At 53.1% G+C, this 26,173-nt stretch carries 25 protein-coding genes and 1 tRNA gene; 6 read left to right on the top strand and 20 right to left on the bottom strand.

Going from position 1 to position 26,173, the window contains the following annotated elements; translation table 11 throughout:
* Position 1: 1 nt before the first annotated feature.
* The 14 genes from ACQYWX_RS08630 to arsS all read right to left on the bottom strand — a co-directional run bounded on the left by ACQYWX_RS08630 (position 2) and on the right by arsS (position 13,804).
* Positions 2 to 778 (bottom strand): oxidoreductase, encoded by a 777-nt coding sequence (locus ACQYWX_RS08630; protein WP_216737826.1) that lies wholly within the window; start codon positions 776 to 778, stop codon positions 2 to 4.
* A gap of 53 nt (positions 779 to 831) precedes the next feature.
* A complete protein-coding gene (locus ACQYWX_RS08625) occupies positions 832 to 1,713 on the bottom strand; it encodes a hypothetical protein (RefSeq protein ID WP_431688499.1) in 882 nt (293 codons plus the stop codon).
* A gap of 39 nt (positions 1,714 to 1,752) precedes the next feature.
* Positions 1,753 to 2,613 carry a class I SAM-dependent methyltransferase gene (locus ACQYWX_RS08620; RefSeq protein ID WP_011398589.1) on the bottom strand — a complete coding sequence of 287 codons (861 nt, stop codon included), beginning with the start codon at positions 2,611 to 2,613 and terminating at the stop codon, positions 1,753 to 1,755.
* A gap of 165 nt (positions 2,614 to 2,778) precedes the next feature.
* Entirely contained in the window at positions 2,779 to 4,095 is a 1,317-nt protein-coding gene (locus ACQYWX_RS08615; RefSeq protein WP_431688498.1) for a glutamate-1-semialdehyde 2,1-aminomutase, read from the bottom strand.
* A 19-nt stretch (positions 4,096 to 4,114) separates the two neighbouring features.
* A complete protein-coding gene (locus ACQYWX_RS08610) occupies positions 4,115 to 4,840 on the bottom strand; it encodes a cytidylyltransferase domain-containing protein (protein WP_431688497.1) in 726 nt (241 codons plus the stop codon).
* Between the two features lie 34 nt (positions 4,841 to 4,874).
* Entirely contained in the window at positions 4,875 to 5,930 is a 1,056-nt protein-coding gene (locus ACQYWX_RS08605; RefSeq protein WP_216737831.1) for a nucleotidyltransferase family protein, read from the bottom strand.
* A gap of 263 nt (positions 5,931 to 6,193) precedes the next feature.
* Positions 6,194 to 6,829 carry an acetyltransferase gene (locus tag ACQYWX_RS08600; protein WP_431688496.1) on the bottom strand — a complete coding sequence of 212 codons (636 nt, stop codon included), beginning with the start codon at positions 6,827 to 6,829 and terminating at the stop codon, positions 6,194 to 6,196.
* Complete coding sequence (neuB, locus tag ACQYWX_RS08595) at positions 6,822 to 7,913, bottom strand: N-acetylneuraminate synthase (RefSeq protein ID WP_431688495.1); 1,092 nt, start codon at positions 7,911 to 7,913, stop codon at positions 6,822 to 6,824. The genes ACQYWX_RS08600 and neuB overlap by 8 nt, the downstream gene beginning before the upstream one ends.
* Positions 7,910 to 9,094: a UDP-N-acetylglucosamine 2-epimerase gene (neuC, locus tag ACQYWX_RS08590; protein WP_431688494.1), complete on the bottom strand. Its 1,185-nt coding sequence runs from the start codon at positions 9,092 to 9,094 to the stop codon at positions 7,910 to 7,912. Before neuC ends, neuB begins: the two co-directional genes overlap by 4 nt.
* The gene (locus ACQYWX_RS08585) at positions 9,091 to 10,275 is read right to left on the bottom strand and encodes a LegC family aminotransferase (RefSeq protein WP_431688493.1); all 1,185 of its coding nucleotides are present in this window, start codon (positions 10,273 to 10,275) and stop codon (positions 9,091 to 9,093) included. Before ACQYWX_RS08585 ends, neuC begins: the two co-directional genes overlap by 4 nt.
* Positions 10,268 to 11,248 carry an NAD-dependent 4,6-dehydratase LegB gene (locus ACQYWX_RS08580; RefSeq protein ID WP_279503592.1) on the bottom strand — a complete coding sequence of 327 codons (981 nt, stop codon included), beginning with the start codon at positions 11,246 to 11,248 and terminating at the stop codon, positions 10,268 to 10,270. Before ACQYWX_RS08580 ends, ACQYWX_RS08585 begins: the two co-directional genes overlap by 8 nt.
* A 246-nt stretch (positions 11,249 to 11,494) precedes the next feature.
* Complete coding sequence (locus tag ACQYWX_RS08575; RefSeq protein ID WP_431688492.1) at positions 11,495 to 12,157, bottom strand: TIGR04282 family arsenosugar biosynthesis glycosyltransferase; 663 nt, start codon at positions 12,155 to 12,157, stop codon at positions 11,495 to 11,497.
* Complete coding sequence (locus ACQYWX_RS08570) at positions 12,150 to 12,845, bottom strand: TIGR04283 family arsenosugar biosynthesis glycosyltransferase (RefSeq protein WP_431688491.1); 696 nt, start codon at positions 12,843 to 12,845, stop codon at positions 12,150 to 12,152. Before ACQYWX_RS08570 ends, ACQYWX_RS08575 begins: the two co-directional genes overlap by 8 nt.
* Entirely contained in the window at positions 12,842 to 13,804 is a 963-nt protein-coding gene (gene arsS / locus ACQYWX_RS08565) for an arsenosugar biosynthesis radical SAM (seleno)protein ArsS (RefSeq protein WP_431688490.1), read from the bottom strand. Before arsS ends, ACQYWX_RS08570 begins: the two co-directional genes overlap by 4 nt.
* A gap of 160 nt (positions 13,805 to 13,964) precedes the next feature.
* Here arsS and ACQYWX_RS08560 point away from each other — a divergent pair.
* From ACQYWX_RS08560 to ACQYWX_RS08545, 4 genes are all read left to right on the top strand, one after another.
* Positions 13,965 to 14,041 (top strand) — tRNA-Arg (locus tag ACQYWX_RS08560).
* Positions 14,042 to 14,336: 295 nt separating this feature from the next.
* Positions 14,337 to 14,732 carry a hypothetical protein gene (locus ACQYWX_RS08555; RefSeq protein ID WP_431688489.1) on the top strand — a complete coding sequence of 132 codons (396 nt, stop codon included), beginning with the start codon at positions 14,337 to 14,339 and terminating at the stop codon, positions 14,730 to 14,732.
* A 71-nt stretch (positions 14,733 to 14,803) separates the two neighbouring features.
* A complete protein-coding gene (locus tag ACQYWX_RS08550; RefSeq protein WP_431688488.1) occupies positions 14,804 to 15,676 on the top strand; it encodes a hypothetical protein in 873 nt (290 codons plus the stop codon).
* 223 nt (positions 15,677 to 15,899) lie between these two features.
* Entirely contained in the window at positions 15,900 to 16,370 is a 471-nt protein-coding gene (locus ACQYWX_RS08545) for an acetyltransferase (protein WP_431688487.1), read from the top strand.
* 59 nt (positions 16,371 to 16,429) lie between these two features.
* Here the strand turns inward: ACQYWX_RS08545 and ACQYWX_RS08540 are convergent, their stop codons facing one another.
* Positions 16,430 to 18,835 (bottom strand): DNRLRE domain-containing protein, encoded by a 2,406-nt coding sequence (locus ACQYWX_RS08540; RefSeq protein WP_431688486.1) that lies wholly within the window; start codon positions 18,833 to 18,835, stop codon positions 16,430 to 16,432.
* Positions 18,836 to 19,147: 312 nt separating this feature from the next.
* On the opposite strand from ACQYWX_RS08540, the gene ACQYWX_RS08535 reads away from it, so the two are divergent.
* Complete coding sequence (locus ACQYWX_RS08535; protein WP_431688485.1) at positions 19,148 to 19,666, top strand: GNAT family N-acetyltransferase; 519 nt, start codon at positions 19,148 to 19,150, stop codon at positions 19,664 to 19,666.
* A 9-nt stretch (positions 19,667 to 19,675) separates the two neighbouring features.
* Here the strand turns inward: ACQYWX_RS08535 and ACQYWX_RS08530 are convergent, their stop codons facing one another.
* Positions 19,676 to 20,485 (bottom strand): lipase family protein, encoded by an 810-nt coding sequence (locus tag ACQYWX_RS08530; protein ID WP_431688484.1) that lies wholly within the window; start codon positions 20,483 to 20,485, stop codon positions 19,676 to 19,678.
* A 100-nt stretch (positions 20,486 to 20,585) separates the two neighbouring features.
* Positions 20,586 to 21,554: a hypothetical protein gene (locus ACQYWX_RS08525; RefSeq protein WP_431688483.1), complete on the bottom strand. Its 969-nt coding sequence runs from the start codon at positions 21,552 to 21,554 to the stop codon at positions 20,586 to 20,588.
* Positions 21,555 to 21,681: 127 nt separating this feature from the next.
* On the opposite strand from ACQYWX_RS08525, the gene ACQYWX_RS08520 reads away from it, so the two are divergent.
* A complete protein-coding gene (locus ACQYWX_RS08520) occupies positions 21,682 to 22,155 on the top strand; it encodes an Lrp/AsnC family transcriptional regulator (protein ID WP_431688482.1) in 474 nt (157 codons plus the stop codon).
* A gap of 71 nt (positions 22,156 to 22,226) precedes the next feature.
* On the opposite strand, the gene ACQYWX_RS08515 is transcribed toward ACQYWX_RS08520, so the two are convergent.
* The 3 genes from ACQYWX_RS08515 to ACQYWX_RS08505 form a co-directional block, all read right to left on the bottom strand.
* Positions 22,227 to 23,090 carry a CAP domain-containing protein gene (locus ACQYWX_RS08515; protein ID WP_216737192.1) on the bottom strand — a complete coding sequence of 288 codons (864 nt, stop codon included), beginning with the start codon at positions 23,088 to 23,090 and terminating at the stop codon, positions 22,227 to 22,229.
* Between the two features lie 109 nt (positions 23,091 to 23,199).
* Positions 23,200 to 23,907, bottom strand: a complete 708-nt coding sequence (locus ACQYWX_RS08510) for a metallophosphoesterase (RefSeq protein WP_256446012.1) — start codon at positions 23,905 to 23,907, stop codon at positions 23,200 to 23,202.
* Positions 23,908 to 24,016: 109 nt separating this feature from the next.
* Positions 24,017 to 25,978, bottom strand: a complete 1,962-nt coding sequence (locus ACQYWX_RS08505) for a methyl-accepting chemotaxis protein (RefSeq protein ID WP_431688481.1) — start codon at positions 25,976 to 25,978, stop codon at positions 24,017 to 24,019.
* Positions 25,979 to 26,173 lie beyond the last annotated feature (195 nt).

The raw sequence follows: 26,173 nt of genomic DNA, 5'->3' as shown, positions 1-26,173 counted from the left end.
TCTAGAGGCAGAAGCCATCATCCACAATCAGGTTGCCGCCATTGATGTAACGCGAAGCGTCAGACAATAAAAACACCAGCGCGCCGCAGATATCGTCAGGGTCCAACATGCCTTTTTCGCTGCAATATTCCGCATAGGCCTGCAAAAAAGCTTCCGGTTGGCCGTCTGCAATGCCGCCAGGACTGATGGCATTGACCTTTACGCCTGTGCCGCGCAAGTACTTCGCCATGTAACGTGTGAGGTGGATGAGCGCGGATTTAATCGCCGCATACTCCACCGGCATCGTCATCGTCGTCCCCTGATAAATATCGAAGCGGGGAGCCGTCACCCCATAAATGGAGGCAATATTCACAATGGCGCCGCCGCCCTGTGCGACAAAGTGCCTGGCGAACTGTTGTGACGCCAAAAAGTATCCCCCCAGATGCAATGACAGATTGCCGCAAAAATCTTCATATTCCACATCGAAAAAGCTGCGCCCGTATTGCTTATTGCGGGGATAGGCGCTGTTGACCAGGGCGTTGATCGCCCCCATTGCGCGTTCGGTTTCAGCGATGGCCTTCAGGATGCTTTCTTTATCAGTGATGTCGCATTTAACCGCGCACGCCGCCTCTCGGCCAAATTCGCTTTGCAGGCTCTCTGCAAAAGACTCAGCCTGGGATAAATCTATATCCGCCACCGCCACCCTGCCGCCAGCCTGCAGCACTGCACGACAAAACTTCCCGCCAAGCAGACCGCATCCGCCAGTGATGACGACGACTTTCCCTTCCAATTGCTTCATACATTCGTTCAACTTCTATAACGCCTTATCTATACGACTGACTCTGACTGACCTCAAGGCACCATCACCTTAGCCTGCCCTTTCAGGACTGGGCCATGCTGCATATCAATGGATTTTCCAGCGAAACGTTGTTGCGCATATAGTGGCCACAACTCATGCGCCTGAGTCCAATGCACCGGACTGGGCAGCAACAGCATCGTCGCGACATATCTGGGAGAGTGCGGGTCCCGTGAGAACACGCCGCGATGCAACACGTCCCGGGGTCTGAAGACCAGCGCTTCACCAGCTCGCGTACAATGATCGTAGGGCTTATAAACAATATTGGCGCGGTCGAAATACTCGCCCAGATCCGAGCGACGTTCGTTCAGCGGTGGAAATGAATACCCCTGCTCCGCCAGCTCATAGGTGACGTTGACGTCCAGCGCTTCCGTTCCCGCGCCGCTGATTTCTCCGCCAGTGAAATAAATAATGATTTTTATATGCCCGGTAGGCCCAGCGTCCCGATGCCAGCGATAGGACACATCGTCCTCCACTTGCGTGGGGAATGTGCGATGAAAACATAGCGAGTGCACCATGTACTCGGACTGGAAGAAATTCACCAGGATGCGGTCCATGTCCAGGTTGAGCACCGCTCCATACATCTCTCTTATCCAGTCCGCGTCATTCCGGTAGTCAAATCTAACGGTCTCCACGTGAGGGTCCAGCCAGGCGCTGCGGTCATCATTCTGCAAGCGCTGCAGCTGTTGCATAACGCGCTCCACATGCGCCGTATCCAATACCTGCAGGCGATCAAAACCGTTGTTGTAAAAAGATGAATATCCCGGCATGGTCAGAAACCGGGTGAAAGCCTGCTGGCACTCCAGATGATACTGGCGACAACCGGTTCGCAGGTCATAATGTTCCGACACTTGCCTCATGATTTCAGATGCGGACATAAAGCTTCCCCCTGATATGCGTCAGTCCCAGAATTCGCTCTACTTCAGCCTGAATATCGTCATGATGTCGTAGGTTTTGCCCTCAAACTCTGGGTGGGCGTCCTCCTGAAAAATAACCCGGTCAATGGAGGTCCCGAACAACGCCAGCAACTCATTGGTATGTTTGAACTTGGTGCCCGCAGTGACATGGGGTTTGTTGTTGGCTTTCGACCATTGCTCCCAGTACGCCTCATCCACAATTTCCTGCACCTGGCAGCCAATGGCGATGTGAGCGCCAGGCTTGGCCACCCGCAATACTTCCTGCGCCGCCTTTTTATTGTCTTTGCTGTATGCCAGCACCCAGCCAAGGATAATGATGTCGAAAGAGTGGTCCGGATAAGGCATGGCGTGCATGTCGCCAGCGTCGATATAGGGAGAAAAGCTGAACAGATCCAGACCACGGATATTATTTTCATTAAAGCCCGAGGATATCAGGCAAAGCAGCTCCGATTCCGAACGCGGTCCCACCGTCAGCACTCGCATTTTCGGCATGTTTCGCGCAATGTAGCCGATCTGGCACAAGGGGGCGATCAAGCGCTCCGGACGATTATGAGTGACGTCATCCGCCAGACAGGACATGTTGTATTCAATGCAGTTATCGATAACGGCGGAGTCGACGTTCGCCGCCCGCTCGATACTCTCGCGATTCACCTGGGCCATGCGGTTGCGGGTCAGTATCATTCGCACTGCCGGCACTTTCAGCAGGTCTACCGGGCTTTGATTGAGGTGAGCGTTAATGTCCGCCAAATCCTGTTGCGACAGCGTCACCGGCGGCAGCTTGGCGGGTTTGGGCGCAGATTGCGGGGTCTGCGTAATAGGTTGAATCTCTACAAAGTCATCGTGTGGATTGTGAGTCGTCATGGCTTCCTCTCTCGCACAGGCTGCTGTTCTTTGCCGGGGTGACGAAAATTTGTCTCGCCCGCCATTTCTTTATAGTGACTGCAATTGGTACGCCATTGTATTTTCGAGCGCCAGCCGTCCGCCCGCGTCGAAAAACGCCGTATATACAATGTTATATAGCTGAGATCAGTTATATTTGCGAAAAACAGGTTTGATGACGGGCCCTTCCAGCAAGTTCTCCCATCCAGATTCCAGCGCTTGCGCATATACCCTCAATGCGTTTTTAACCGCACTCAAGGTCTGCTCCAGTTCTTCTTCGCCATGCTCCCGACTCAAGGCGATCCATGGCATCAGTACGCCTTGCCGGACCATTTCCTGGCTGAATAGCGTGCGTAGCGCCATCGAAGGATTTCCATCGCGATCCAACGTCAGATAACCCGGTGAACAGTCTATGCCTTCCACACGAAAGTAATCCGCCACTCCCGCTTCCGCCGCCAGAGCGTTCATACCGGACTTCAGTTTGGCCCCGTATGACCAGATATGATTAACGACATCGCGCTCCCGCAACATGGCCGCCGTTTTCACAAAAGCCCCCAGGCCGCACATTTCCGCGCCATGGGTCGTCGACAGCAGAAACAAGCGCTCCGCCCCGCTCTTTTCAATAGAGCCCAGCTCCATGATTTCTCTGCGCCCCGCCACCGCCGCCACCGAAAAGCCGTTGGCCATGGCTTTGCCGAATGTGCAAAGGTCCGGCTTGATGCGATATTTATGCTGCGCCCCACGCAGATCCCAACGAAACCCGGTAATCATTTCATCAAGGACAAAAACGACGCCATGACGCGCGCACAGGCGCTGCACATCATGCAGAAAGGTTTCGCCCTCGTGAGTAGCTGACGGCGCAGGATGCTCCGAGGTTGCAGGCTCCATGACGACACAGGCGATTTGTTGCGGATAAGCGGCGAAGAGTTGCTCCAGTGACGCCAAATCGTTGTAGTTAAAGCACTTGGTCTGCTCCACTACATTCTGGGGAATCCCTCGCGTCAAAGGCGTTGAGCCGATAAACCAGTCATCATAGGAAAAAAATGGATGCTGCCCGCAGCGCGCAATCAGATCACGCCCGGTATAGGCGCGCGCCAATTTCACCGCCGCCGACACAGCGGTGGAGCCATTCTTGGTGAACTTGACCATATCCACGGAGTCGATCATGTCCACCAGCAGTTCGGCCGCCTCCAGCTCTATGGTCGACGCCCGTGTGAGATTGTTGCCCGCCCAGATCTGTTCAACGGCGGCCAGACTCACCGCTTCATCCGCATACCCCAGAATCACCGAGCGCAACGCCATGCCGTAATCGAGATAACGCTTATTGTCCGGGTCAAATACATAGGCGCCTTTGCCGGAGGTCAGGATCTGCGGCGCATTGGCGGGAAATTGATCAAAACCTCGGGAGTAGGTATGCGCTCCACCAGGAATGACACTCAACAATCGGCTTTGATAATCAGACATAGGACCACGCTCAAAGAGTTCACATAGACTTCAATTCTTCTCTGCGTTGCATAACCGCTTCCACGCAGATGAAATCCGTTAAAGTGTCCACGTCCAGGGCTTTCCACTTAGGCACCACGTAAGGCAGTGTTCGATCATGGTAGAAACCGCCTTTCTCACGTAAAGCTTCGACTGTGGAAATGTAGAGGGTTCCGTCAAAGTAATACACGTCGGGAATATCCTGCCGGCGCGGCATGGCGGCGAAGTCTCCGCCTTGGTAAGGCGCCAGCAAACCGCGTTCATTGATCACCGCACAGTACACTGGGTGATGAACATCGACATCCGCCACCCCGACAATTGCTTGCGCCTCTCGCGACCCGAATAGCATTTCCAACGCCTTATCCACGTCGGTAGCTTCAGTGAGCGGGGACGTCGGCTCAAGCAGCACTAAATAATCGTAGGACTCGCCATGCTGCCGGCACCAATCCAGGGTATGCAGCAACACCGGCGCTGTCGGCGCGCAATCGCCCGCCAGCTCATCGGGTCGCAGGAAAGGAACCTCCGCGCCCTGACTCTTCGCCACCTCAGCAATCTCCGGCGAGTCGGTAGACACCAGCACCCGATCCACATAGCGGGACTGAAGGGCCGCCCTGATCGGCCACCCCACCAAAGGAACGCCGCATAAGGGACGAATATTTTTACCGGGAAGGCCTTTGCTGCCGCCACGGGCGGGAATAATCGCCAGTACGCGTTTACCATCAATCATGAAGAAGCCTTTCTGCAAATGAAGGTGAAACGGCTCACGCGAAATCCTCCATGTAGTCTTTCTGCGCTTTTTCAAAGTCGTTCATGCGACCAATGTCCAGCCAGTATTCGTGAATGGGGAACATCGCCACATCCTTACGGCGCTCCATCAATTGCTGCAGTAAAGTCGGCATATCCAGGTGCTGTTCAGGTTTGATATCCCGAATCACTTGCGGCTCCAGGACGTATATGCCGGCATTGACGAAATAGGAATGCGTGGGTTTTTCCACAATGCTGGTAATGCGTTGATCTTCCGCTTGTACGACGCCGTAAGGCACCTGGAATTCGTACTCACGCACGCATAATGTGGCGGCCCCTCGCTGCTGCTGGTGAAAACGCAGCAAATGTTCGAAGTTCACACGGGTCAGTATGTCGCCATTCATCACCAATACTGGTAAATCAGGCATATCGTTCGGTAGCAATCCCAACGCGCCGCCTGTGCCCAGGGGCGTATTCTCGCGCACATACTGAATATTGACTCCCCATTTAGAGCCATCGCCAAAGTAGTCCATCACCATTTCCGGCTTGTAATACACCGAAATATAGAAATTAGAGAAGCCAGACGAGGCGAAGCTCTCGAGAATATTTTCCAGAATAGGCTTATTGCCGACTTTTAAAAGGGGCTTGGGGCAGTTGTTGGTTAACGGACGCAAACGCGTTCCCAAGCCACCCGCCATCAGCATAACAGGATTGTCGTAGCGCGGTTGTTGCGCGATATTCAATAGAGTTTCCAGCCCCACCACCCGGCGCTGACTGTCAACAATAGGGATGTGGAGCAGCTTGCGCCGTTCCATGATGGAGAGAATACGCGCCCGCGAATCATTGATTTCCGCAACTTTGGGCTCGCTTTCCATAATCCGCACGACTGAAGCGGATAAGGGAGTGTGATTGATCAGCGCCCGTCGCACGTCGCCGTCCGTCACTGTCCCCAGCAACCGTTGCTGTTCGTCAACGACCAACGCAATGCGCAAAGTGGCTTTTTCTATGACCTCTATCGCCTGTTCGATACTTGCTTGCGGCTGGATCAATACCTGACGCCAATCGGCACACATACTTCTACCCTCCAAACCAGTCGGATAAATCCCGCTGGACCAACCCGATTACATATATGGCAACACAGCAATCTTCGTTCCAGTCCTCCCGCCTTTGATATGCGCCCCGTTCAACGCATGGAGCGGAGAGGCGAAGGAGAGTGAATTGGCGACGCGTTGCATAATTGTTAATCGGCTTTTCTCCTTTATTCTTTAGAGGCGGTTACGCTTTCGCCACAGTCCGTTACAAAGGCGACACAAGGCGGCAGCGCGGATTTGCCGCATCAGGAGAGCAAACTGCTTTTTGGCGGCGCCAGTTTGCCGTTTGAAGGTATGTCTTTTGCCGCTACGGCGCCGGCGCCGACCAATGCATTAACGCCAATGCGAACCTGCGGCAGAACAGTCGCATGACTACCGATAAACACGCCGTTCTCTGTTTGCACGCCTCCGCATAAGACTGCGCCTGGCGCAATATGATTGTCCGGGCCTACAACGCAATCATGCTCTATGACCGCGCGGGTATTAACAATGGTATTGGGGCCAATGACGCAGCCCGGCTGCAGGATCGCTCCCGCCATGACCTGACACCCTTCTCCCAAACTAATATCGTCAGACAGAACGGCATGAGGATGAACCAATGTGGGAAAGCAGTATCCCTGAGAGGATAATTTGGCGAAAAGCTGGTTGCGCGCCATCTTGCCGGGCAAATATCCCAGCGCATTGACCAGATCCACCGTAGAGGGGTCATAGTCGCTCAAGCGTTCATCGCCTCCCAACACTTCCACTCCGCGCCACAATTGCGTTCCCTGCGCAAAACCCGGGTCCAGTACGCCAATAACCTCCGCCCCGTTCAAGATGAGGATGTCCATCAGCACCCGAGCGTGCCCGCCTCCTCCGATCAGCAGCACGGGCTTATTCACAAATAAGCTCCCCAGCCTGATAGTCCCGGGTTGCAGACCCGCCCAGCAGCCGCCAGTACAGGAAGGGAGACATGCCTCCGCCGGGCCGGCTGACGGCGACGTTCAACGCATCGAAAGGCTCCCCTTTTTTAATAGCTCGCGCAGCGACCAGGCTTTTTCTGGCGACTTTCCGGTTTGCCATTTCCGCTTTGCTGGGAACCTTGACAGACTCTTGCAGCGCCTGCTCAATCGCGCGGATGCCCGCCACCATTTGCCGCAGTTCGTCCGGCTCCAGTGACGCCATATGATCCGGCCCCGGCAGGTTACGATCCAGGGTGAAGTGCTTTTCCACGACGTCAGCGCCCAGAGCCGCCGCCGCCAATGCAATAGCGACGCCTTGCGTGTGATCCGAATACCCCGCCCGAACTCCAAACGCCTGCCGATAGGACTGCATGACCCGTAGCCGCACATCGTCAAACGGGGTCGGATAGTCCGTCGTACAGTGCAGCAAGGTCACTTTGGCGCGCACCGCTTCGCGCCCTTCACGACACCCCCAGGCGGCGTCGAAGGCTTCCGGGGATGGCGGCTCTCCACTTTCCGCCAACAGCCCAAAGGCCAGCGCGCTTAACGCAGACTCCACCTCTCCCAGCGTCGCCATGCCGGTAGACAGAATCAGACGCCCTTTCTCTGATTTTCGAACAGCCGCGGCGTGTTCAAGGAGAAAAGGCGCGTTGGTGATTTCACCAGAGGGAATCTTCAGTTGCTCCACGCCCAGCTCATCCACCAGAAACTTCAGACTGCGGCTCTCGAAAGCGGTAGACATAAATCCGATTCCACGCCGGTCGCACTCATCTCGCAAGCGCCTAAAAACCGCGTATTCCAGCTCCAGCTGTCGCAGCATTTGCAGTTGGGATTCCTCCGCCTGGGAACCTCTTTTCTGGTATGCGGCCTTGGTCGCCTCCGCGGTAGCCAAGAGGTCCGCTTTGAATGTTTGAAATTTCACGACATCAGCGCCGGCGACGCTCGCCACCTCAATCAGCTGATGCGCCATGGCCTCATCGCCGTTGTGGTTCACGCCGGCTTCCGCAATGATCAGCGTCTTCACTCCACATCTCCTTGCGGCAGGTCGTAGAATGGTTTGAGCAATAGCGACTTTAATGGAGCCTGTTTGAGAACCTCCGCAATTTGTCGGGCGGTGTCGCCACCGCCATATGGCGGCGTCATCCCGTTCAGGCTCGCCAAGAATTCAGGCTCCAGCGCACGAGCAATCCCTTGGACAATGCTGGCGCGTTCTTCTTCGCATTGGATGACGGAAGCCGCCTGCAATCGTCCCCCTTGCCTGCCGCCGATATTGACCGTCGGCCGCCCCAGCGCTGGCGCTTCAATCAAACCGCTGGATGAGTTGCCGACCACCGCGTCAGCGCAGCGCATAACGCTCAAGTACAGCAACTGCCCAAGGGAAGAGGACACCAGCACGTTGTCTCCGTGGCGCTCCTGATAACGGAGCAGACAATCAATGAGTTCACGACCATAGGCGTCCGCATTGGGATAGGTAAAGATTTTGAGGGCGTTCGGGTACTCGTCCAGCGCCGACAGCAGCGTGCGCATTGATTCCACCGGAGCCGTCTCACTGAGCGTCTCAGGGTGATAGGTAATCAGTAATACAGGACGCCCCATATCGACCTTTAGCCGAGTCGCCACCTCATCCTTGCTCAACAGGGGCAGGCGTCGGATGTTCTCTACCCCCGGCGCGCCCACGTTAAACACTCTTTGCGGATTTTCGCCGAGCTGAATGACTCTGCGGCGGTAGGCTTCCGCTGCGACAAAGTGTAACTGCGACATCTTGGTGATAGCGTGGCGAATGGACTCATCCACCGCCCCTTCCGTCAGCTCTCCCCCATGAACATGCGCGATGGGAATACGCGCCAGCATAGCCGCCTGCGCCGCCGCCAAAGCCTCAAAGCGGTCGCCGAGCAATACCAGAAGATCCGGCTGCAGCCGTGCATAGGCGTCCGCTAACCCAATAACGCCCAGTCCAACGGATTTGCTGATCGCCTGAGGCGAATCCCCGGACAACAGCATTTCCACTTTTTCGGATATATGGAACCCATCGGCTTCGATTTGCTTCCATGTTGAGCCGAACTCCGGCGAAAGATGCATGCCTGTCGCCACCAGTTGCAAGATGAGTGCGTTATCCGCCTCGATTTCCTTCAGCAACCAATACAGCAGACCATAGTCGGCGCGCGCGCCGGTGACGACACAGATTTTTCTTCGGGATCTCGTCATGGCCTTTGAACCACGCTGCTGGGGAGGTTGACCAGCCTGCGCGAAAGCTCAATGGAAGCCGTCAATCCATCATGGGCGCAGCCCTCAAACATTGGCAGCTCATGCAGCAAACGCCAGACTGGGCGCATCTGCACGGACTCTTCCAGGGCCGCTTCAAGTAACGCAGTTTTCTCCTGCTCACTCGACACTAAAATAGCGTTCAGCCAGTAATTCGATCGACTTTCAAGCGGCTCTTCCACAAAGGCTACGGGCATGCCCGCCTGATTGAAGAAGTCACGGTAGGCGTGAGCCAACTCGCGCTTGGCCTCAATAAACCCTTCCAGTTGTTCGAGCTGGGCGCAACCCAAAGCCGCATTTAAGTTGGGAAGACGGTAGTTGTATCCCAGTTCAGGGTGAAAAAACTCATAGGGGTGCGGCTGTTTCGCGGTCGTGGATAAAAACTTAGCGCGTTTGGCGAGGCGTTCATTATTCGTCACAATAACGCCTCCGCCACCGGTAGTGACCACTTTATTGCCATTGAAGCTGAACACTCCCATATCGCCAAACGTACCCGTGTGACGCCCTTTATAGAAACTGCCCAAAGACTCCGAGGCGTCCTCCACCAGCCTGATTCCCCATTCCTGGCAAATATCTCTAATCTGATCTACCCGGCAAGGATGGCCAAACACATGCACTGGGACGCAGGCTTTAATCACCGCTCCCGTAGCCTGATTGACAGCCACCACACCCTCCTTACGGGCGTTGTTCTCCAACCAGTTCCGTAACGCTTCCGCACTCATGCCTAACGAATCTTTGTCGACATCCACCATCACGGGGTTGGCGCGGCAATACAGAATCGCCGCCCCGGTAGCCACGAAGGTCAGCGCCTGGGTAATGACTTCATCTCCCGGCTGCACGTCGCACAGAACCAACGCCAAGTGCAATGCCGCCGTACCGTTCACCGCAGCGACGGCGTAGCCCGCGCCGGTGTATTCAGCAATCTGGCGTTCGAATCTATCAACGAAAGCTCCCACACTGGAGACAAAGGTTGAATCAATCGCTTCATTCACATACTGCTTATCAAGCGCGCTAAACCTCGGTTCATGCAAAGGGATCACGCCCTGGTTGGGAAAAGCGTTGCGAATAAACTCAAACAGTGGTTTATATTCGTGGCGGCGGTCAGAGGCGAAGGGATCAGACATTGTAGATATCCGCCTTGTACCGCCTCAGGTTCTCGGGGCGCGTAAACCAGTCGATTGTTCTGCGCAGTCCCTGCTCAAGGCTGTATTTCGGTTCATACCCGGTGAGACTTTTTATCAAAGCGTTATCACATTTAAGCCGAAACACTTCCGAGTTTGCGGGTCGCGCACGCTGTTGATCCGACTCCATCACCACTTCCGCCTGCATCAGCCGACAAATCAATTCGAAGGTATCGCCAATGGAAATTTCCGTATTGGAGCCGATGTTAACGACCTGACCAATCGCCTGCTCGCATTCCGCCAACTCAATAAAGCCCAGGCATGTATCTTCAACGAAATTGAAGTCCCGCGTAGGCGTTGGGTCTCCTAACTTGATCGAGGACTTACCCGCGGCGATTTGAGAGATGATGGTGGGAATTACTGCTCTGGCGGACTGCCTGGGCCCGTATGTATTGAAAGGTCTCGCCACCGTCACCGGCAACTGAAACGCATTATGGAAACTCAGCGCCATGGATTCAGCGCCTATTTTGGAGGCGCTGTAGGGAGACTGCGGCTGTAAGGGATGCTTCTCATCAATAGGCGCATATTTGGCGGTGCCGTAGACTTCCGAGGTTGACGCGTGCACAAGCCGGCCAACGCCATTGAGTCGGGCGCCCTGGCAAATATTCACCGTCCCGCGGATATTGACGTCGACGTAGGTATCCGGCGCCGTATAGGAGTAGGGAATGCCAATCAGGGCAGCGAGGTTAAAAACCACATCCACGCCCTTGGTGAGCTCGATGCAATAATGCGGATCACGGATATCGCCGTTCCAAACATCCAGATCCTTCAGGCAGGCGGATTGTTCCAGCCATCCCCAATCATTAAACGAGTTGTAATAGCTAAGCGCGCGAACTTGGTAACCTCTCGCGTGCAGCATCTCCACTAGATGCGAACCGATAAATCCGTCCGCCCCTGTCACTAACGCTGTTTTCATTTTGAATAATCTTCAGGCCTGTCCGCCAAACACTTTGCGCACCTTGCGCTGATGCTAGGCGCTGACACGCATTTAACTGCTACGTGAGCGCTTCCAGCTTCTCACTACCTATACGTTCTCAGTACTTATACATTCTTACTACTTATACATGAAATGTAGCTGTACGGGCCTTAAATTCAAGGAGGGATAGCAATTAGATTCTTTAATAATCAAGCAAGTAGCAGAGTAAAAGCTATTCAGAACAGGTTAATCGACGCGGGAATGCGAGCGTTCCTCCTCTTGACGCCAGCGCAGGTAGTCGGAGTAGTCATCAACATCCCAGGAAACAGGCAAAAGCTGATGACTCAGGCCAGCATCGCCTAATCGCGCAATAGTCGCCTGCAGAACCGTCTCAACGCCCCAGGCCATACCGCAGAGAGACAGCGAAGTAATATTACGCGCGCCAATCAACACATACCCACCATCTTCCGCCGGCCCGAGCACCACATCAGAGTGATCCAGCGCCATCATCGCCTGGCGCAAATAGTCTGGCGTGATAACCGGACAGTCGCTTCCCACCAATAACGTCTTTTGGGATTGCCTTAGTCCCTGCGCCAAAGCATGACTCATGCGTTCTCCCAGATCCGCGCCCTCTTGATAGCGGATCATCAGCTTCCTGGCCTGCGCCATGTGCGAGGGTTCCACCGTCGCAATCAGAAAGCGTTGCATGGCGTCGGCATCGTCCCAATGAGCGTCCCACCACAACTCTACCGGGCCAAGGTCGGATTCAAGCAAGACATTCAGCGTTTTGCGCAGAAGGGCTTCATGCACATCCAGCGCCCGCGCGGCGCCCAATTCCGGAATCAAGCGGGTCTTCACCAATCCGGCAATAGGACGCTTGGCGAACTGAATCAGGCAGCACTCAGGCATTACCCGGCCTCCCATAGTAGCGACGAAACAGCTTGTCAGGGGCGACGCCGAGCCAATACTCGAAACGCAATCGCCACATTAGAAAGATAGTTTTCCAAATCCCACGGGTTTCCCAGCGCCGGCTGGACGTAATCACTCTGGCGCGAATGCAACAGGGCGGGCTCAGACGTCGCAGGCGTTTGCAGATTTCCACGTCTTCCATTAATGGAATGCGCGCATAACCGCCAAGCCGTCGAAAAACTGATCGGCGAATAAAAATCGCCTGATCTCCCGTCGCAACCGAGGTGATGCGGGAGCGCAGATTAATCAGGGTTTCCACCACGCGAAACATGAATCGCCGCCCAGATAGCGCCACATCAAAACGCCCCCAGTCAGCATTGGACGCCACAAACGCAGTCAATTGTGCGATCGCGTCTTGAGGCAATTGTGTATCCGCATGCAGAAACAGCAGGACCTCTCCGCTAGCGCTCTCGGCGCCGTTATTCATCTGCGCCGCACGTCCTGGCGTACTGACAATAATCTTATCCACCCGCGGTTCAGCGAGAGACACTGTCTCGTCGCGACTGCCGCCATCAGAAAGAATAAGCTCCCATCCAGCTTCGCGCAGCGGTTGCAATACCCGCAAAAAAGCCGAAATAGATTCGGCTTCGTTCAAAGTAGGAATGATGACGCTGACGGGTATGCTCAATCCAGCGCGCCTCCGCAGCTGCTGCCCTGTCCGGCGGTGCATCCATAACAATGATCCGCCGTGGCGATACTGGAGCCTTCCAGGTTCTCGGTCATCAAGTCTCGCAGATGCACTTTGGGCTTGTCTGACGCAATCAAGGGAATGTCCAGCATTTGGTTAAAGTCGCAATCGTACACATATCCCTGCCAATCCACGCTGATCAGCGTGCGGCACATCACCGAATGTAAATTATGTTCGGAATAAGAGGCGTGCAGCAGTTGCATATAGTCGTTGAACTGCCCTTTCGATAATAGAACACTGCCGAAGCGACTGATCGGCATGTTGGTCAGCACGAATAGCTGATTGAACTCAATGCCGTGATGATCCAACAGCTCGCGTTTGTAGTCCGCCTCCAGCTTTTCCTGGGCCGGCGGCAAAAAAGGACCGCCCGGGTTGTACACCAGATTAAGAGTTAATCCGCTGCCCTCACGCCCATACCCCAAAGCGTTGAGCTTTTTCAGCGCAGAAATGCTCTCCTGATAAACGCCCTTACCGCGCTGTTTATCCACATTCTGTTCTGCATAACACGGCAACGACGCCACGATCTCAACGCTTTGCTTAGCGAGGAAGTCACCCAGGTCCTCCTGTCCGTCCTCATGCATGATCGTAAGATTACAGCGATCCATGACCGTCACCCCCATCCCTCGCGCCTCCGTCACCAGGGAGCGAAAGTATGGGTTCATCTCCGGCGCGCCGCCGGTGAGGTCCAGCACTTTGATTTTCTTTACCGAGATGAACTCAAGCACATCCGCAATCACCGCCTCCGTCATCATCTCCGTCCTGGTGGGACCGGCGGCGACATGGCAGTGCGTGCAGCTAAGATTACATTTGTACCCCAAGTTGACCTGCAGGGTCTCCAGGGTTCCGCGAGTGACTGCGGGAAAATTGGAAACCATCAACATCGGTCGTACATCTAACATCAGAGGCTCCTTACTACGGGGTCATTACTTATAAGAGTAATAGACAGCCGCCGCACAGGAAAGTTTCCCAACTCGCGCAAAGCATTCAAGCGCCCTGCCCGCACGGAAAATAGAGGGTTGAGAGAACGCCCCAATGCCGCTATTATTTAGCGCTCTTGACGCCCTGGTGGCACAGCTGGATAGCGCGTCCCCCTCCTAAGGGGAAGGTCGCAGGTTCGAATCCTGCCCAGGGCGCCACCCCGCCTAGCTCGATACTACATAAAACCACCCAAAACCCTTTAATTCTGCGGCATTTCAGCGATTTTAACGTGTGGCTAATATTCACCCACCCCCATAATAAGTAATATTACTTAGAATCACCTAATAAATTCAGTATCGGTACGCAATTAACTATCCGGGGAAGTTATGTAATATCTTGATTACTGTATCGGAGGCTGCAAAATTGTGCGCGACCAAACCAACACTGATATCCGACCTATGCCCTAAGTCTACTGAGAGCTGCGTATATCGGACGCGAATTTCCGGCTGCAACTTGATTGATAACAGCAGTCACTTCAAAAGAATCATTGACCTCTTGACAAACTATCTAACGACCAGAGACTCCTTCCAACTGGCGTTTTCCGTACAGCAGGCGCTTGTCTTTTACGATATTCCCGCCTATATATTCAGACTGTCCATAAACAAAAAGACATGGATCTTCTCTGATGGCGACTATCTTTTACTATCCGATGTAGAAGACATATCAGAGGCCGCATTAGAATCGCCTCATATCATTTTTCATGAGAACTACTGGATAAACGTCAACAAGCACTTTACGTTTAAAATGCTTGTTGATGCACAAGAAAGAGAGCGCTATATGGAGCCGCTTTTCCTTTTGACAGAGACGATTAACTCAATCGCAGCTTCCATACCTCGAAATGAAGCATAAAAAAATCCAAAAGGAGCATCTTTTCGTAAATAGATACGCCCCAGAACACAGTTAAAATTAGGCTCATGTTTATGCTTCACTTATTAACGCAGAGTAATACTCCTACCTCCTTAGGCAACTTTGTAAGATCCAGCATCAATAATAAAAAAAGGTCTTCTAGTAACAGTAAAGTCTCAGAACTGGAGAAAAAGAACACGGAGCTTGAGGAGTCAAACAGAGAATTATCTAACCTTTTGATGGACCAAATGCGATCCAATAGCTCTTTGGGCAATATTATCTCTCTGTTTGAAAGGTGCAGTCATGAGAGCGAGCCATTAAACGTTGGCGCGCATATTCTAGAAGCGCTTGCTTACTATGACTTCGAATACTGTTTCCTGGTCAACTGGCCAGAGCAATATTACCTTTTCTCACATGATGGTTTTATTACTGATCTGCAGGCGAAAATAATTACCCACTTGACGCTACAGAAAGACAGAATCATCCGATTTAATAACAAGACTCTCATCAACTATCCTTATTTCGCCATCTGCCTGACCTTGTTAGACGATAACAAGCTGGATGATCTGACTCGTCTGGCGCAAGTGTGCGACTATATTATTGAAAATCTGGCAAAGAGTAGCCGCGAGAAAGTCGTAAAACGCCGCCTTAGTCAAAAAGCGTTGTCCGACACCATTACGCTTTTAGACAACATCATGGAGATAGAGAACACATGCAACAACTGTACGATGGATTGCTTTTCGGACTTTAGGTGGACGATTCAAAGCACCATTATAGGTATGGACCTCGCCCCTGAAGATGAAGAAAGAATCACCTATGTATTGGAGCAACTCCTTGAACAGTTTGAACAGAGACAGGTTTCAACCAGGACAATAGACAAATATCTTCGCCGAGCTAAATGCAACCTGCTACATCTCGACGCCGAAGACAAGCTGGGAAAAGGCTAATTCTGATTTACTCTCTACGCTAAACATCAGAACCACGAGCAGAGCCTAATGCTCACCACCCCAACTAACCGATAGCGGCAGATACAAAGTAAAGCTATACAGAAGCACAGATCAGGGCGCACTTAATAGCGCGCCCTTCCTACAGACCTTTGCCGCTTTATAAGCATTTGATAAATAAAAACAAAGACAGTATCTTCCATGCTCGTTAAATGGAGTTATGTCTATGTCAAAATTATCCCGCCAATACAGTCCAACGCAACCACTCTGCCGCGTTGAAGCCAATGAATATCCAGAAATTGTCGAGGTCTGGGAATCCTCAGTGAGAGCCACCCATGACTTTTTATCTGAAGAAGATATTCAATTCTTCAGACCGCTAATACTCAATGAATACCTGAAGGCGGTAAACCTGAGATGCGCAAAAAATGCAGACGGAAAAATACTAGGTTTTGTCGGCGTCGCGGATAGAAATATCGAGATGCTGTTCGTCGCCGCTGAAGCTCGCGGAACTGGCGTAGGCGGATGTTTATTACGACATGCGATTGATGAGCTGCAAGCCGTCAAGGTCGATGTAAATGAACAAAACCCACAGGCTGTGGGCTTTTATGAACGCTTCGGCTTTAATATTGTCGGGCGCTCTCCTGTAGATGGAATGGGCAAGCCGTTTCCTTTGTTGCATATGGAGTTTTCACTATAAAACCAGCCCAAAGGCCCTGCGAGTTTCTCTCAGGGCGTCTGGGCTCAGTCCAAACTATATTATTTTATAAAGTAAAAAAGCTCATTTTGCTCGTTATAAGAAACATCTGACGCATAGGGCCATTTATCAAACTTAACCGTCGAGTATTGATAGAGAGCCGCGCCACCAGTGTTATTGCCTGAGTTCAACGGATTCGGAACAACAATCATGGAATAGTCTGAACCCAGATGGTTGCACTCCGTATTTTCATTGTGCCAAATCGTAGCGGCTTTGCTTTCAGCGTTGTAATTTTCTTTTTCACTCAGATTATCTTTGTCCTGCAACGCAAGACAGTTCCCTGAATAGAGCTTGGCATGACTGATTGTCGAGACCTTACCGAACTCATCAATAAACATCATTCCTGCACTCATGTTATCCCGCAGCTGACTCCAAACGGTTGCATTAACGACACCAATATCTGACGAGGAAAGGCCATCGATAACAGGTATATTGGACATCCCGTCAGTTAGGTGAGCTACCAACATCCAGCCACCCCCTTCTGTTTCCATGTCACAATAAGCTTCAAACGCTTCTAAAGGACCATCCCCGTCAGGATCGATAGTGTACATGCCACTTGCTGCGCCGGGGTTTGCCGACAGAATGGCGTTACAGGATACACCTCCACCTACAGGCGACGGCGCTATGCTTGAGTGTGCAACAATAATGAAATGGGCGTTCAAACCTGAACTGTTTCCAGTTACCAGCGCGCCTGTTGAATTGACATGACTAAAAGTAATGCTATTCGGCGTTAGCTGGTTGATTGTAATCGCATCACCAGCGCCACCAGTCAATGCTTGCATTGTGGCGACAAAGGATACTGACTCTGTGTTCAGGTTGTGGGTCAACTCAAACTGCCCATCGCTGATCTCGCTTAATGCCCAACCGCCAGGAATAGCCGAGCTCCCTGGCGCATCCAGATTGATAAACCCGGCGAATACATTAGAGGCGATCCCGGCTGCTCCTGGCTCACCTTTTTCACCCTGAGGTCCCTGTGGACCAGCAGGACCCACCTCACCTTGAGGACCAGCAGGTCCGGCCTCCCCCTGAGGACCTTGAGCCCCCACCGGCCCCGCTACCCCTTGCGGCCCTGTTTCACCCTGCACACCCTGAGGTCCTGCCTCGCCTTGCACTCCCTGTGGACCAGCTTCACCCTGCTCTCCCTGCAGACCTTGAGGGCCTTTCGCACCGGTTTCACCCTGTGGTCCCGCCGCGCCCTGCGGACCTTGAGCGCCAGCCGGACCTACTTCACCTTGGGGGCCTACCGGCCCTGCAATACCCTGAGGCCCTTGCGCTCCGGTTTCCCCCTGGAGTCCGGTCTCCCCCTGCGGGCCTTTAATATTCAGCGCCAGCGACCATCCCGCACTTACTTTTTCATATACGTCGCCATTGCTCTTGTCCAAATACAGATCACTTTCCGCGCCCAATGATGCCGATGGCGCACCTGACCCTGTATGCCATTTAGAAGCTACGCCGCCCCCGCCAAGTTCATTCAGGTACAGAAAGCTGGCTTGGGCCACTGCATAATTGGCGGCGTCGCCAGAGTTATCCAGAATGCCCGCCTGCAATAAGTGCACGCCTTCAGTCAGCCCGGAATAGGCGCAAGTCGCCATATTCAGGGTTACAGAGCAAGTCGTCAGGTCGACGCCGTCCAATGTCACCACTAATGAGCTCAAGTCGACGCCGACGTCATCTGAATAGCGAATAACAAAGGAGGTAGGATCGGAGTCTATAAGAATCGGGAATGTAGGTGCAGCTATCTCTATGGACGGAGGAAGATCAACGCTTCCGTTGGTCGTCACAATCAACCTAGGCGCTATTGCGCCCTCTTTCGAGCTGAAGCTAATACTGCCGTCTTTGTCTTCCCGGCGTTTCTTTAACGCCCAGCCATAATTGGTTCCTGTCGCCAGCATTTGGGCGACGTCCGACGTCACGTCAAACTGAACGGAACCGCTATTAATGTTCTTAACATCTACGCTATCGGTGGCGGCGGCGCTAAAATCTCCGCCATCCCAACCGCAAACCGGAGCGCTGGCGCAACGCCATGTCGCCTGACTCTCATTCCAGTCCTCCCGCGCACGGTGCAGATCGATCAACGACCCGCCTCCGGCCCAGTCATTGCCGTTAAAGTCGACATTCAAAGCCAGCTTAACTGAGGTGATGTTACCGGCGTAACCCGCCAAGGAAGAGAGGTCAAACTTTACCAGCGCACGCTGCACACTGGCTTCTGGTGAAATAGACAAATAAGGGCTGCCGCCCTGATTGGAGTCAATTAACTGCTCCTGTAAAACCGTGTCCGCAACCGGCTCAAGCACCACCACTCCCGCTTGCGCTACGGCAGGCGCCGCGCCAAGCGCCATCGCAATCCTAACGCCTGTCGCCAACTTGCGTCTTATCCGCCCAACCTTCTGGTTTGAATCACCCGCCATGCGCCACTCCCAAATATTGATCAGAGGAAGTGACCATTATTTACACAACGGCGTGACAATCAGTTCAGTTACGGCGTTGTTTTGTATCCGATCAAAGACTTCATTAAAAGCTAAGTATCCGTGCGATCACCAATCCGAACACTCCATATATTTTGAGCGACTAGCCACTAGTCCTTATATTGAGGGCTATTAAATAATTCGCCCTTCTATAAGTAAGTAGAAACAAAGACAAATCACTTTGATTTTATTCCATTTTTTCTCAAAATCGCCTTTAATAGCGCCCTTTTTTAAGAAGAGACGCCCGCTGTAACAATGATTGAGACTTCGAGATTAATTCTGCGCCCGGTTGAATCCACGGACTTGCCGTTCTTCAAAAGCTTTCTTTCCTGCCCTGTTTCGACCCGTTTCCTGCCTAACGAAGGACCTTACTCTACAAAGCAGATTGCAAGTTATGTCCGCAACCGGGTGGAGCATTGGCAGCGCGGATTTGGTTCTTTCATGATCATTTGTAAGTCCAGTACGGAGTATGTGGGTTATGTGGGCGTGGAAGAGAGCCCCCGTCCCGATTGTTTCGATTTACGTTACGGCGTCGCGCGCGCCCATGCGGGACAGGGTTTCGCCAAAGAGGCTGCGGTCGCCTGTATCGAGTATGCGCTGGGGCGGGAGGAGTTCGAGCAGGTTTTCGGCGTTGCGAAAGAGGACAACCTGGCCTCAGTCGCCATACTGCAGAAAATAGGTATGACGCCGAACGACAACGAACGACTTTATGATGCGGACGGACTGTTGACCTTCGCCATCAGCGCCGCCCGCTTTTATGAGTTGTATGACTAATTTCGTTAGTTAGTCTGACTGTGGTTTGTCGGGGTGGTTCAGCGCGTAGCTATAGCAGTCTGAGGCGCTGTGATTGCCGGCCATGGAGCCGTATTGCGCGGTGAAGTCCACGGGAATCCCGACATGCTCATAGAGATCGCGGTCCAATACGCCGGGAGGCACTTCCGGCACTAAGTCCGTGGTGTTAACGATGCGATAAGTGGGTACGCCGCATTGATTGTAAGCATTCACAAACTCAGGGTCGCCTACTCGGGGGCTGGCCAGATTGTAATGCCGCACATTCAAAGCGCCGGGCTTATAGGCGGAATGATTGATGACGTCAGGCGTCGCCAGTGTCGAAAGAGAAGAGCCGAGGCTATGCCCTCCAATCAAAAGACTCTTGGGATTACTTACCTGCTGTAAGGCCTCCAAAATAGCCTGATTCATCGTGCCGTAGAGCTTCAGAAAGCCGTCATGCGCCTTGCCGTAGCCAAACACCTGGGGATAGGGACTCTGACCGGCTTCAGCGTCGTCAATCCAGTCATCCAGAGACTCCGTGCCGCGAAACATCAGATAGACATCTCCCGCATCCGTCCAGGAGACAAAGGCGAAAGGCTCCGAGGTTTTAAAAATCCACAGTAAGGTTTCCGCACCCCAGATAGGCTGGCTATAGTTCATCGCCGGCCCTTTCGGGGTCCACTTGAAATGATCTTTATGAGGCTTTTTCTGATCCACCCATTGGTCGTACATGTCGTAGGCGGTATTCACCAGGGTGGCGCAAATTCTCGCGTCTTCCATATGGAAAGGCGCGGGAGGGAAATACATGGGGATGGCGCTCATTCGTATTCTCCTGTGCTCCTTGGAAACAAAAGCCGGCGCATGCAGGAGCCGGCTATTGATTGAGCATAGACCAGAATACGACGCACGCCGTGCAGACAATCTAGGCGGCTGCTTCCTGCAAACGTCGGTTTAGCGCCGGCAGCCGCGCCAGAACGCCAATCACGACCAGGGCGAATAGTAAACGCCCCCATAAAATGGCGGACATATCCGCTCCGAGCAGCATGATCACCAGAGTGTCTTCAATCAGGCTATGGCAGAGCCCCAGAAAACCAATCGTCAGGAAAATATCTCGACGTGTAAGACGCCCTGAGCGTGCCTCTTCTATCAATAATCCTGCGCCGAAACTTAATCCCAGTGTGACGCCGATGACGGTTACGTTCGCCGCTTCGCGCCCAATTCCCAGCACCCGAAGCACAGGAAACAGCAAAGCGTGCATCCACTTTTCCACTCCCAGCCAGCGCAGCATGCGTAAAAAGGTCATCAGGAAGACAATAATAAAAAAGATGCCGCCCAACGTTTTGATCTGCGCCACCCACCACATGTCCGCCGGACCTTCAGCTGGACGCCACAAGAAATGCGCAGGCTGCTGCAGCAAACCAGTCGCACTATAGAAAAGATGCAACAAAGCGCCCAGCGCCAAGCCGCCCCCCACTCGAATAGCCAAAGTTGCGCGCCAGCTGACGCCTGCGCTCTTGGCGACAGCGCCTTCAACGGGCAACCCATGCCCCACCAGCATCATGGCGCCCAATACGGATACCTGCGCCACCGTCAAAGGGTCCTGCGCCGTAATATCCACTAACAACGCCATACCGGTGTAAATATTGGTGAGCAACACCGTGGACCAGACCACGCCCATCGACTCCGGCAACCCCACCAGACTCATGACCGGCGACAATATCCAGGCCAATAACTGGGTTCCTCCCGCCATATCCAGCAGCTTCACCGCGACCAGGGCGGGAACCGTAACTTTGATCAGTGTCCAATAGACTTTGAGAATACTTTTCGCCAGCTCGACTGATTCCCGCTTTAAACGCGAAATCCAACTGCTGCCAGATTGTGAGGCGGACATGACATTTCCCTTGAAGTGCATTAATGCCTGCTATTTTAAAAGTTAGACATTTAATTATTTCCTCTCTTTTACATTTTTCTTTTCATATAATTTGTTTGTTTCCATTATTTTTTAATTTTATTAACCCATGTCGCTAGATCGCATTGATAAGAAAATCCTCTCGTTGTTGCAGAACGACTGTAGCCAAACCAATCTCGATCTGGCGGAAAGCGTTGGCCTGTCGCCTCCCGCCTGTCTCAAGCGCGTGAAGAAGCTACGCGAGGAAGGCTATATTCAGAAGCAGGTGGCGATTCTCGACCCGGACGCCTTCGGCGCCTGCCTGCATATGGTGGTGGAAGTGGTGATGGAGCGAGACCGTCTGGATCTATATCAGCAGTTCCTTAAGCGAGCGACCGCCGCCAGGGAAGTTAAGCAGTGTTATCAAGTCACCGGAGAGGTGGATTTCGTGTTAGTGGTGACGGTCCCCAATATGACCGCCTACGATAAGTTCTGTAATGAGGTGCTCTATGCTGAGCCCAACATGCGCAAATTCCGCACATTGATTTCCATGCAGCGGCATAAGTTCGACACCACCTTGAACCTGGACGCCATTCCGTCCTGAGGGCGTTTGGGTTGCTAGCAAAGACCGCAGCGGCGGCTGCGGTCTGTTTAGCTTAAGAATCAGGCGCCGATTTACTGCGGCGCGCCAAAGACGGAGGTCCAGTAGTGCGGATAGTCCGCAGTTGAGGTGCTGATTTTTTCAGCCCCAAGTTCTGTATAACTGCTTCTCATGATGTTGGCGCAATGTCCTGGGCTTTTCAGCCATCCGTCCATGACCTGCTCGACGGAGGAATACCCTGCCGCAATATTCTCACCCACCGTGCGGTATTGATAACCTTGCGCTCTCACTCTGTCGCTAACGCTAGAGCCGTCAGATCCAGTGTGACTAAAGAAGTTATTGTCCACCATATCTTTTGTGTGCTTAGTGGCGGCCTTGCCCAGTTTGCAGTTCCAGGTCAAAGCCGGCGCTGCGTCATAATAAACGCCGCCACAACTGCGTCCCTGACTGCGCGCTTTATTGTGAGCGGTCAATAACTCCTTCTGCACATCGGAAGGGCCTTCCCCGCCATCGGCGCACTTCGGATCAGGGTCGGGGTCGCCGCCGCTGTCCGGCACGTATGTGGCTTTCAGAGAAAGGCCTGAATATTGGTCATAGCCGTGCAACATGATGTGGTAAGTACCCTGTTCCGGCGGCTTGAAGGTGCAAGTCTCTTTATTGCCCCATTCATAAGGCCGGCAGTCGAAATCGGACTTATCGGGCTCGCGCTTGAAAGCGACATACAGGTCAGCGTCGCCTTGGCCGCCCCATATTTCCACAACCAGACTAAGTGATTTTTCTCCAACATCAATGGAGTAGCTCACTTCGCTATCTCTAGCGCCGGACAGATTTTCAAGCGCTTCGCCATTTTTAAGGACATCAGCAAGAACAACCGGCGTAGAGCCGAGAAGGAGGATGAGAATCGTAGCGGTGAATACCAAATACAGTCTGTTTTTCATATGCAAATTCCTTTTTTGCTTATTACGCTCATGCGAGCGGCTGCAGTAGCCGCAAACACAAGTTTAGCTCAAAAAACAAACAGATTTAATGCAGGGTGAATGGACGAAACTAAGCGGGAAGCTTACCGCGCGCCGCGACCGCCAAGACTTCCATGGCTGACAGAAGAGTCAGCTGGCCGCTCTTCCAGAGCGTATCGATGTAGAGCTGATTGCCAGCCAGAAGTATGCCTGTATGAGAATTATGGCCGGATACGACCGCGTCGATATTTTTGATGGGCTCCGCCAATGAGGGGTTGGTCAGCGCTGACGCAAAACGCGTCCGGCTCCATACGCATTCGTCGATATCGCCCTTTTGCGCCGATTCCATGCGCGTCCAGTCGCTGTTGATTACATCGTTATGAGTAACGCCGATCAGCCTGTCGCCTTTACCGGGAACTTCTATCGCCAGCGGACAAGACTGTTGCAGCAGGTGCGCCCATGCCGTCAGTTGATCGGTATCGTGATTATCCAGCCATTCGCCGCCATTGCCGCGCTGCAGGCTGAGGTCATATCTATCTTCATACACGAAGGCGCCGATCATCATCCATTCATGATTGCCCAGACAGGCGTGAAACCAGGGCTCATGCAACAACTCGATACAACGTTCGTTCTCTTCGCCGCGGTCGATCAGATCGCCGACGCTGATCAGCCGATCTTTGTCGAATTTGAAATCTATCGCCTCCAGGGCTTTCATCAGTTCACTGTAGTGACCGTGAATATCTCCCACAAAAAAATCTATACCGGCAGTATTTGGGGGAAGACGTTTAAAAAGTTCCATGCACATCCTTAAGCTGACAACCAGTCCTTATTTTAGGCTTCTGCAGTCAGGGTTTCTAACATTTATGCGATTTTTGGCGTTTTAACGGATGATGACGGCGCTAACGCCGTCATACCTTGAAGCTGGCGATGGCGGTTTCCAGCGTATCCGCCAAGGCTTTTAGTTCGCTCAGATTGTCGGCGGTCTTCTCGACGCTGCCGTGATTCTGCTCGGCCAGTTGCGCGATTTCATCGACATTTTCGCTGAGCAGTTCGTTGGCCTGAGCCTGTTGTTCGAGAGCTGTGGATATTTCCGTCACAGAGCGGTTGACGCTTTCCGACAAGTCACTGATGGCGGCGATCGTGTCCACCGTCAAGGTCACGCGGCCGGCGCTGCGGGAGGCTTCCTCCACGCCGGAATCCATACGCTTGACGACGGCCAGAGTATCATCTTTGATGCGCTGGATCATATCGGTAATCTCCACTGTCGAGGAGGCGGTGCGCGCAGCCAGATTACGCACTTCGTCCGCCACCACGGCGAATCCGCGCCCCTGCTCTCCCGCCCGGGCGGCTTCGATGGCTGCGTTCAACGCCAGCAGATTGGTCTGCTCGGCGATGCCCTTGATGACATTGACGATGGAGTAAATCTGTTCCGACTGCTGCCCCAGACTCTGTACGGATTTGGCCGAGTCCCCCACAAAATCACAGAGCCGACGAATGTCCTCGGACACTTGTTCAACGATATCCTTGCCTTCGCTGGAGCGCTGATTGGACTCCAGTGACAGCGATCTCGCCTCACCCGCGCTGGCCACCATTTCATGCAAGCTCGCGGCGACTTCCTGCACCGCTGAACTCATGGTGGCGGTGGCATGGCTCTGGCGGCTGGAGCTGGTGACAATCGCTTCCGTGGTCTGGGTGATTTCCGCGGAGAACGACAAGATCTTACTCGCGCTGTCGCTGACTTTTACGATCAGATCGTGCAGCGCTGTCTGCATATTACGGATGCCTGCGAGCAAACTTGTCGTATCGCCATCGCTGATTTTCACTTGCCGGGTCAAATCACCAGCCGCGATAGCTCGCACGATATCCGCGGCGTATTCAGGTTCGCCGCCTAATTGATTCAATATCCGACGCACCGTCATGACGCTGAATGCAATCGCCAGCAGTTCAAATAAAATTACTCCCGCCAACAACCCGAGCTTATGAGAAGAGAAACCATCAATACGCCGTTGCAACATGCTTTTCAGCGCCGGCGAGGCTTGCTGATAGAGCGCCATATTGCCTTCCACGGCACGCTGAGCGGCGGATTTAAAGCCATTCACGTCAACATTCAGGCTGCGGCCAGTAATGTTTTTTTCCACAAAACCAAGAAAACCGCCAATGGCCTGGGTGTAGCTATCCACCGCTTTTGCAACCGACTGGGGCATGTCTCCCGCTGCGTTGTTTTCATAGGCCACTTTGCTGTCGTAATTCACCCCGTCCAGGTCCGATTGCAACAGACCGGATAAAACTACCATACGGGTTTTGTCATCGGCGCTCATTGAGCCGCTGTTCATCAGCCCGGTTCCGAATTCCCGCATCTGCGTCAATAAATCCAGACTGTTGGGCAGTTTCAGCAGCAACGCATCCATCACGTAATAAGTATCCAGATCCGGGTCGAGAATCAGGTTGGAAGTATCTCCCGCTTTGGCGATCAACTCCCGCGTGGCGGCGATCAGCGCGTCCGCTTCCGTAACGCCAGGCTTAGCCCGCGACTGCCCCCAGGCCTTTTGCAGGTTCGCATATTGCTCCGCCGTTTTGAGCGCGGCGCCGGAACGCTGCTGCTCTTTTTCCAGGGCGGACATGGCTTTCTCAAGCCGCGAAACGATCTGCGTCACGCTGCTGTTAGCGGCGACGGCGACCTTATATTCGCCTGCTTGATCCAACAGGTTTTGTAAAGGGTTGAGATATTCAACGCCAAGGATTTCCTGCGCGCCGAAATTGATGCGGATGTCCATTTCATCGGACAGAAGATAGGTTACCCAAATCAGAGGAAGCAGCAGCGCAACGCCAGTTGCGGCCAGCTTCGTACGGAGCTTCATGTTGGCGAACATAAGCGTCTCCCGACATAGAGGTCTGGCGCTGTTAGGTTTGGTAAAAGACCATTCACACCTCCATGGCTTGATAGTCACTTATATTTAAATTTTAGCAGTTAGATGCAAAAAGCCCGTTTTTCATGAAGAAAACGGGCTAAAAATATGCAAAAGAAAGTAAATTTGTCTGTGCTTATTAACATGGCAATGGTATTG

Source organism: Hahella sp. NBU794 (genome assembly GCF_050749805.1).
Classification (GTDB): Bacteria; Pseudomonadota; Gammaproteobacteria; order Pseudomonadales; family Oleiphilaceae; genus Hahella.
Note: the sequence above shows the minus strand (reverse complement) of the source record. Positions and strands in the feature narration are given on the sequence as shown.

Bases quoted from the DNA above. Each gene is read 5' to 3' on its own strand.
- ACQYWX_RS08515 (WP_216737192.1), bottom strand. From the start codon at position 23,090: ATGAAAAACAGACTGTATTTGGTATTCACCGCTACGATTCTCATCCTC.
- ACQYWX_RS08580 (WP_279503592.1), bottom strand. From the start codon at position 11,248: ATGAAAACAGCGTTAGTGACAGGGGCGGACGGATTTATCGGTTCGCAT.
- ACQYWX_RS08540 (WP_431688486.1), bottom strand. From the start codon at position 18,835: ATGGCGGGTGATTCAAACCAGAAGGTTGGGCGGATAAGACGCAAGTTG.
- ACQYWX_RS08615 (WP_431688498.1), bottom strand. From the start codon at position 4,095: ATGTCTGATTATCAAAGCCGATTGTTGAGTGTCATTCCTGGTGGAGCG.
- ACQYWX_RS08545 (WP_431688487.1), top strand. From the start codon at position 15,900: ATGTCAAAATTATCCCGCCAATACAGTCCAACGCAACCACTCTGCCGC.
- ACQYWX_RS08525 (WP_431688483.1), bottom strand. From the start codon at position 21,554: ATGTCCGCCTCACAATCTGGCAGCAGTTGGATTTCGCGTTTAAAGCGG.
- neuC (WP_431688494.1), bottom strand. From the start codon at position 9,094: ATGACGAGATCCCGAAGAAAAATCTGTGTCGTCACCGGCGCGCGCGCC.
- ACQYWX_RS08625 (WP_431688499.1), bottom strand. From the start codon at position 1,713: ATGTCCGCATCTGAAATCATGAGGCAAGTGTCGGAACATTATGACCTG.
- ACQYWX_RS08505 (WP_431688481.1), bottom strand. From the start codon at position 25,978: ATGTTCGCCAACATGAAGCTCCGTACGAAGCTGGCCGCAACTGGCGTT.
- ACQYWX_RS08550 (WP_431688488.1), top strand. From the start codon at position 14,804: ATGCTTCACTTATTAACGCAGAGTAATACTCCTACCTCCTTAGGCAAC.
- ACQYWX_RS08510 (WP_256446012.1), bottom strand. From the start codon at position 23,907: ATGGAACTTTTTAAACGTCTTCCCCCAAATACTGCCGGTATAGATTTT.
- ACQYWX_RS08620 (WP_011398589.1), bottom strand. From the start codon at position 2,613: ATGACGACTCACAATCCACACGATGACTTTGTAGAGATTCAACCTATT.
- ACQYWX_RS08520 (WP_431688482.1), top strand. From the start codon at position 21,682: ATGTCGCTAGATCGCATTGATAAGAAAATCCTCTCGTTGTTGCAGAAC.
- ACQYWX_RS08535 (WP_431688485.1), top strand. From the start codon at position 19,148: ATGATTGAGACTTCGAGATTAATTCTGCGCCCGGTTGAATCCACGGAC.
- ACQYWX_RS08610 (WP_431688497.1), bottom strand. From the start codon at position 4,840: ATGATTGATGGTAAACGCGTACTGGCGATTATTCCCGCCCGTGGCGGC.
- ACQYWX_RS08575 (WP_431688492.1), bottom strand. From the start codon at position 12,157: ATGCCTGAGTGCTGCCTGATTCAGTTCGCCAAGCGTCCTATTGCCGGA.
- ACQYWX_RS08630 (WP_216737826.1), bottom strand. From the start codon at position 778: ATGAAGCAATTGGAAGGGAAAGTCGTCGTCATCACTGGCGGATGCGGT.
- ACQYWX_RS08585 (WP_431688493.1), bottom strand. From the start codon at position 10,275: ATGTCTGATCCCTTCGCCTCTGACCGCCGCCACGAATATAAACCACTG.
- ACQYWX_RS08530 (WP_431688484.1), bottom strand. From the start codon at position 20,485: ATGAGCGCCATCCCCATGTATTTCCCTCCCGCGCCTTTCCATATGGAA.
- ACQYWX_RS08605 (WP_216737831.1), bottom strand. From the start codon at position 5,930: ATGTGTGCCGATTGGCGTCAGGTATTGATCCAGCCGCAAGCAAGTATC.
- arsS (WP_431688490.1), bottom strand. From the start codon at position 13,804: ATGTTAGATGTACGACCGATGTTGATGGTTTCCAATTTTCCCGCAGTC.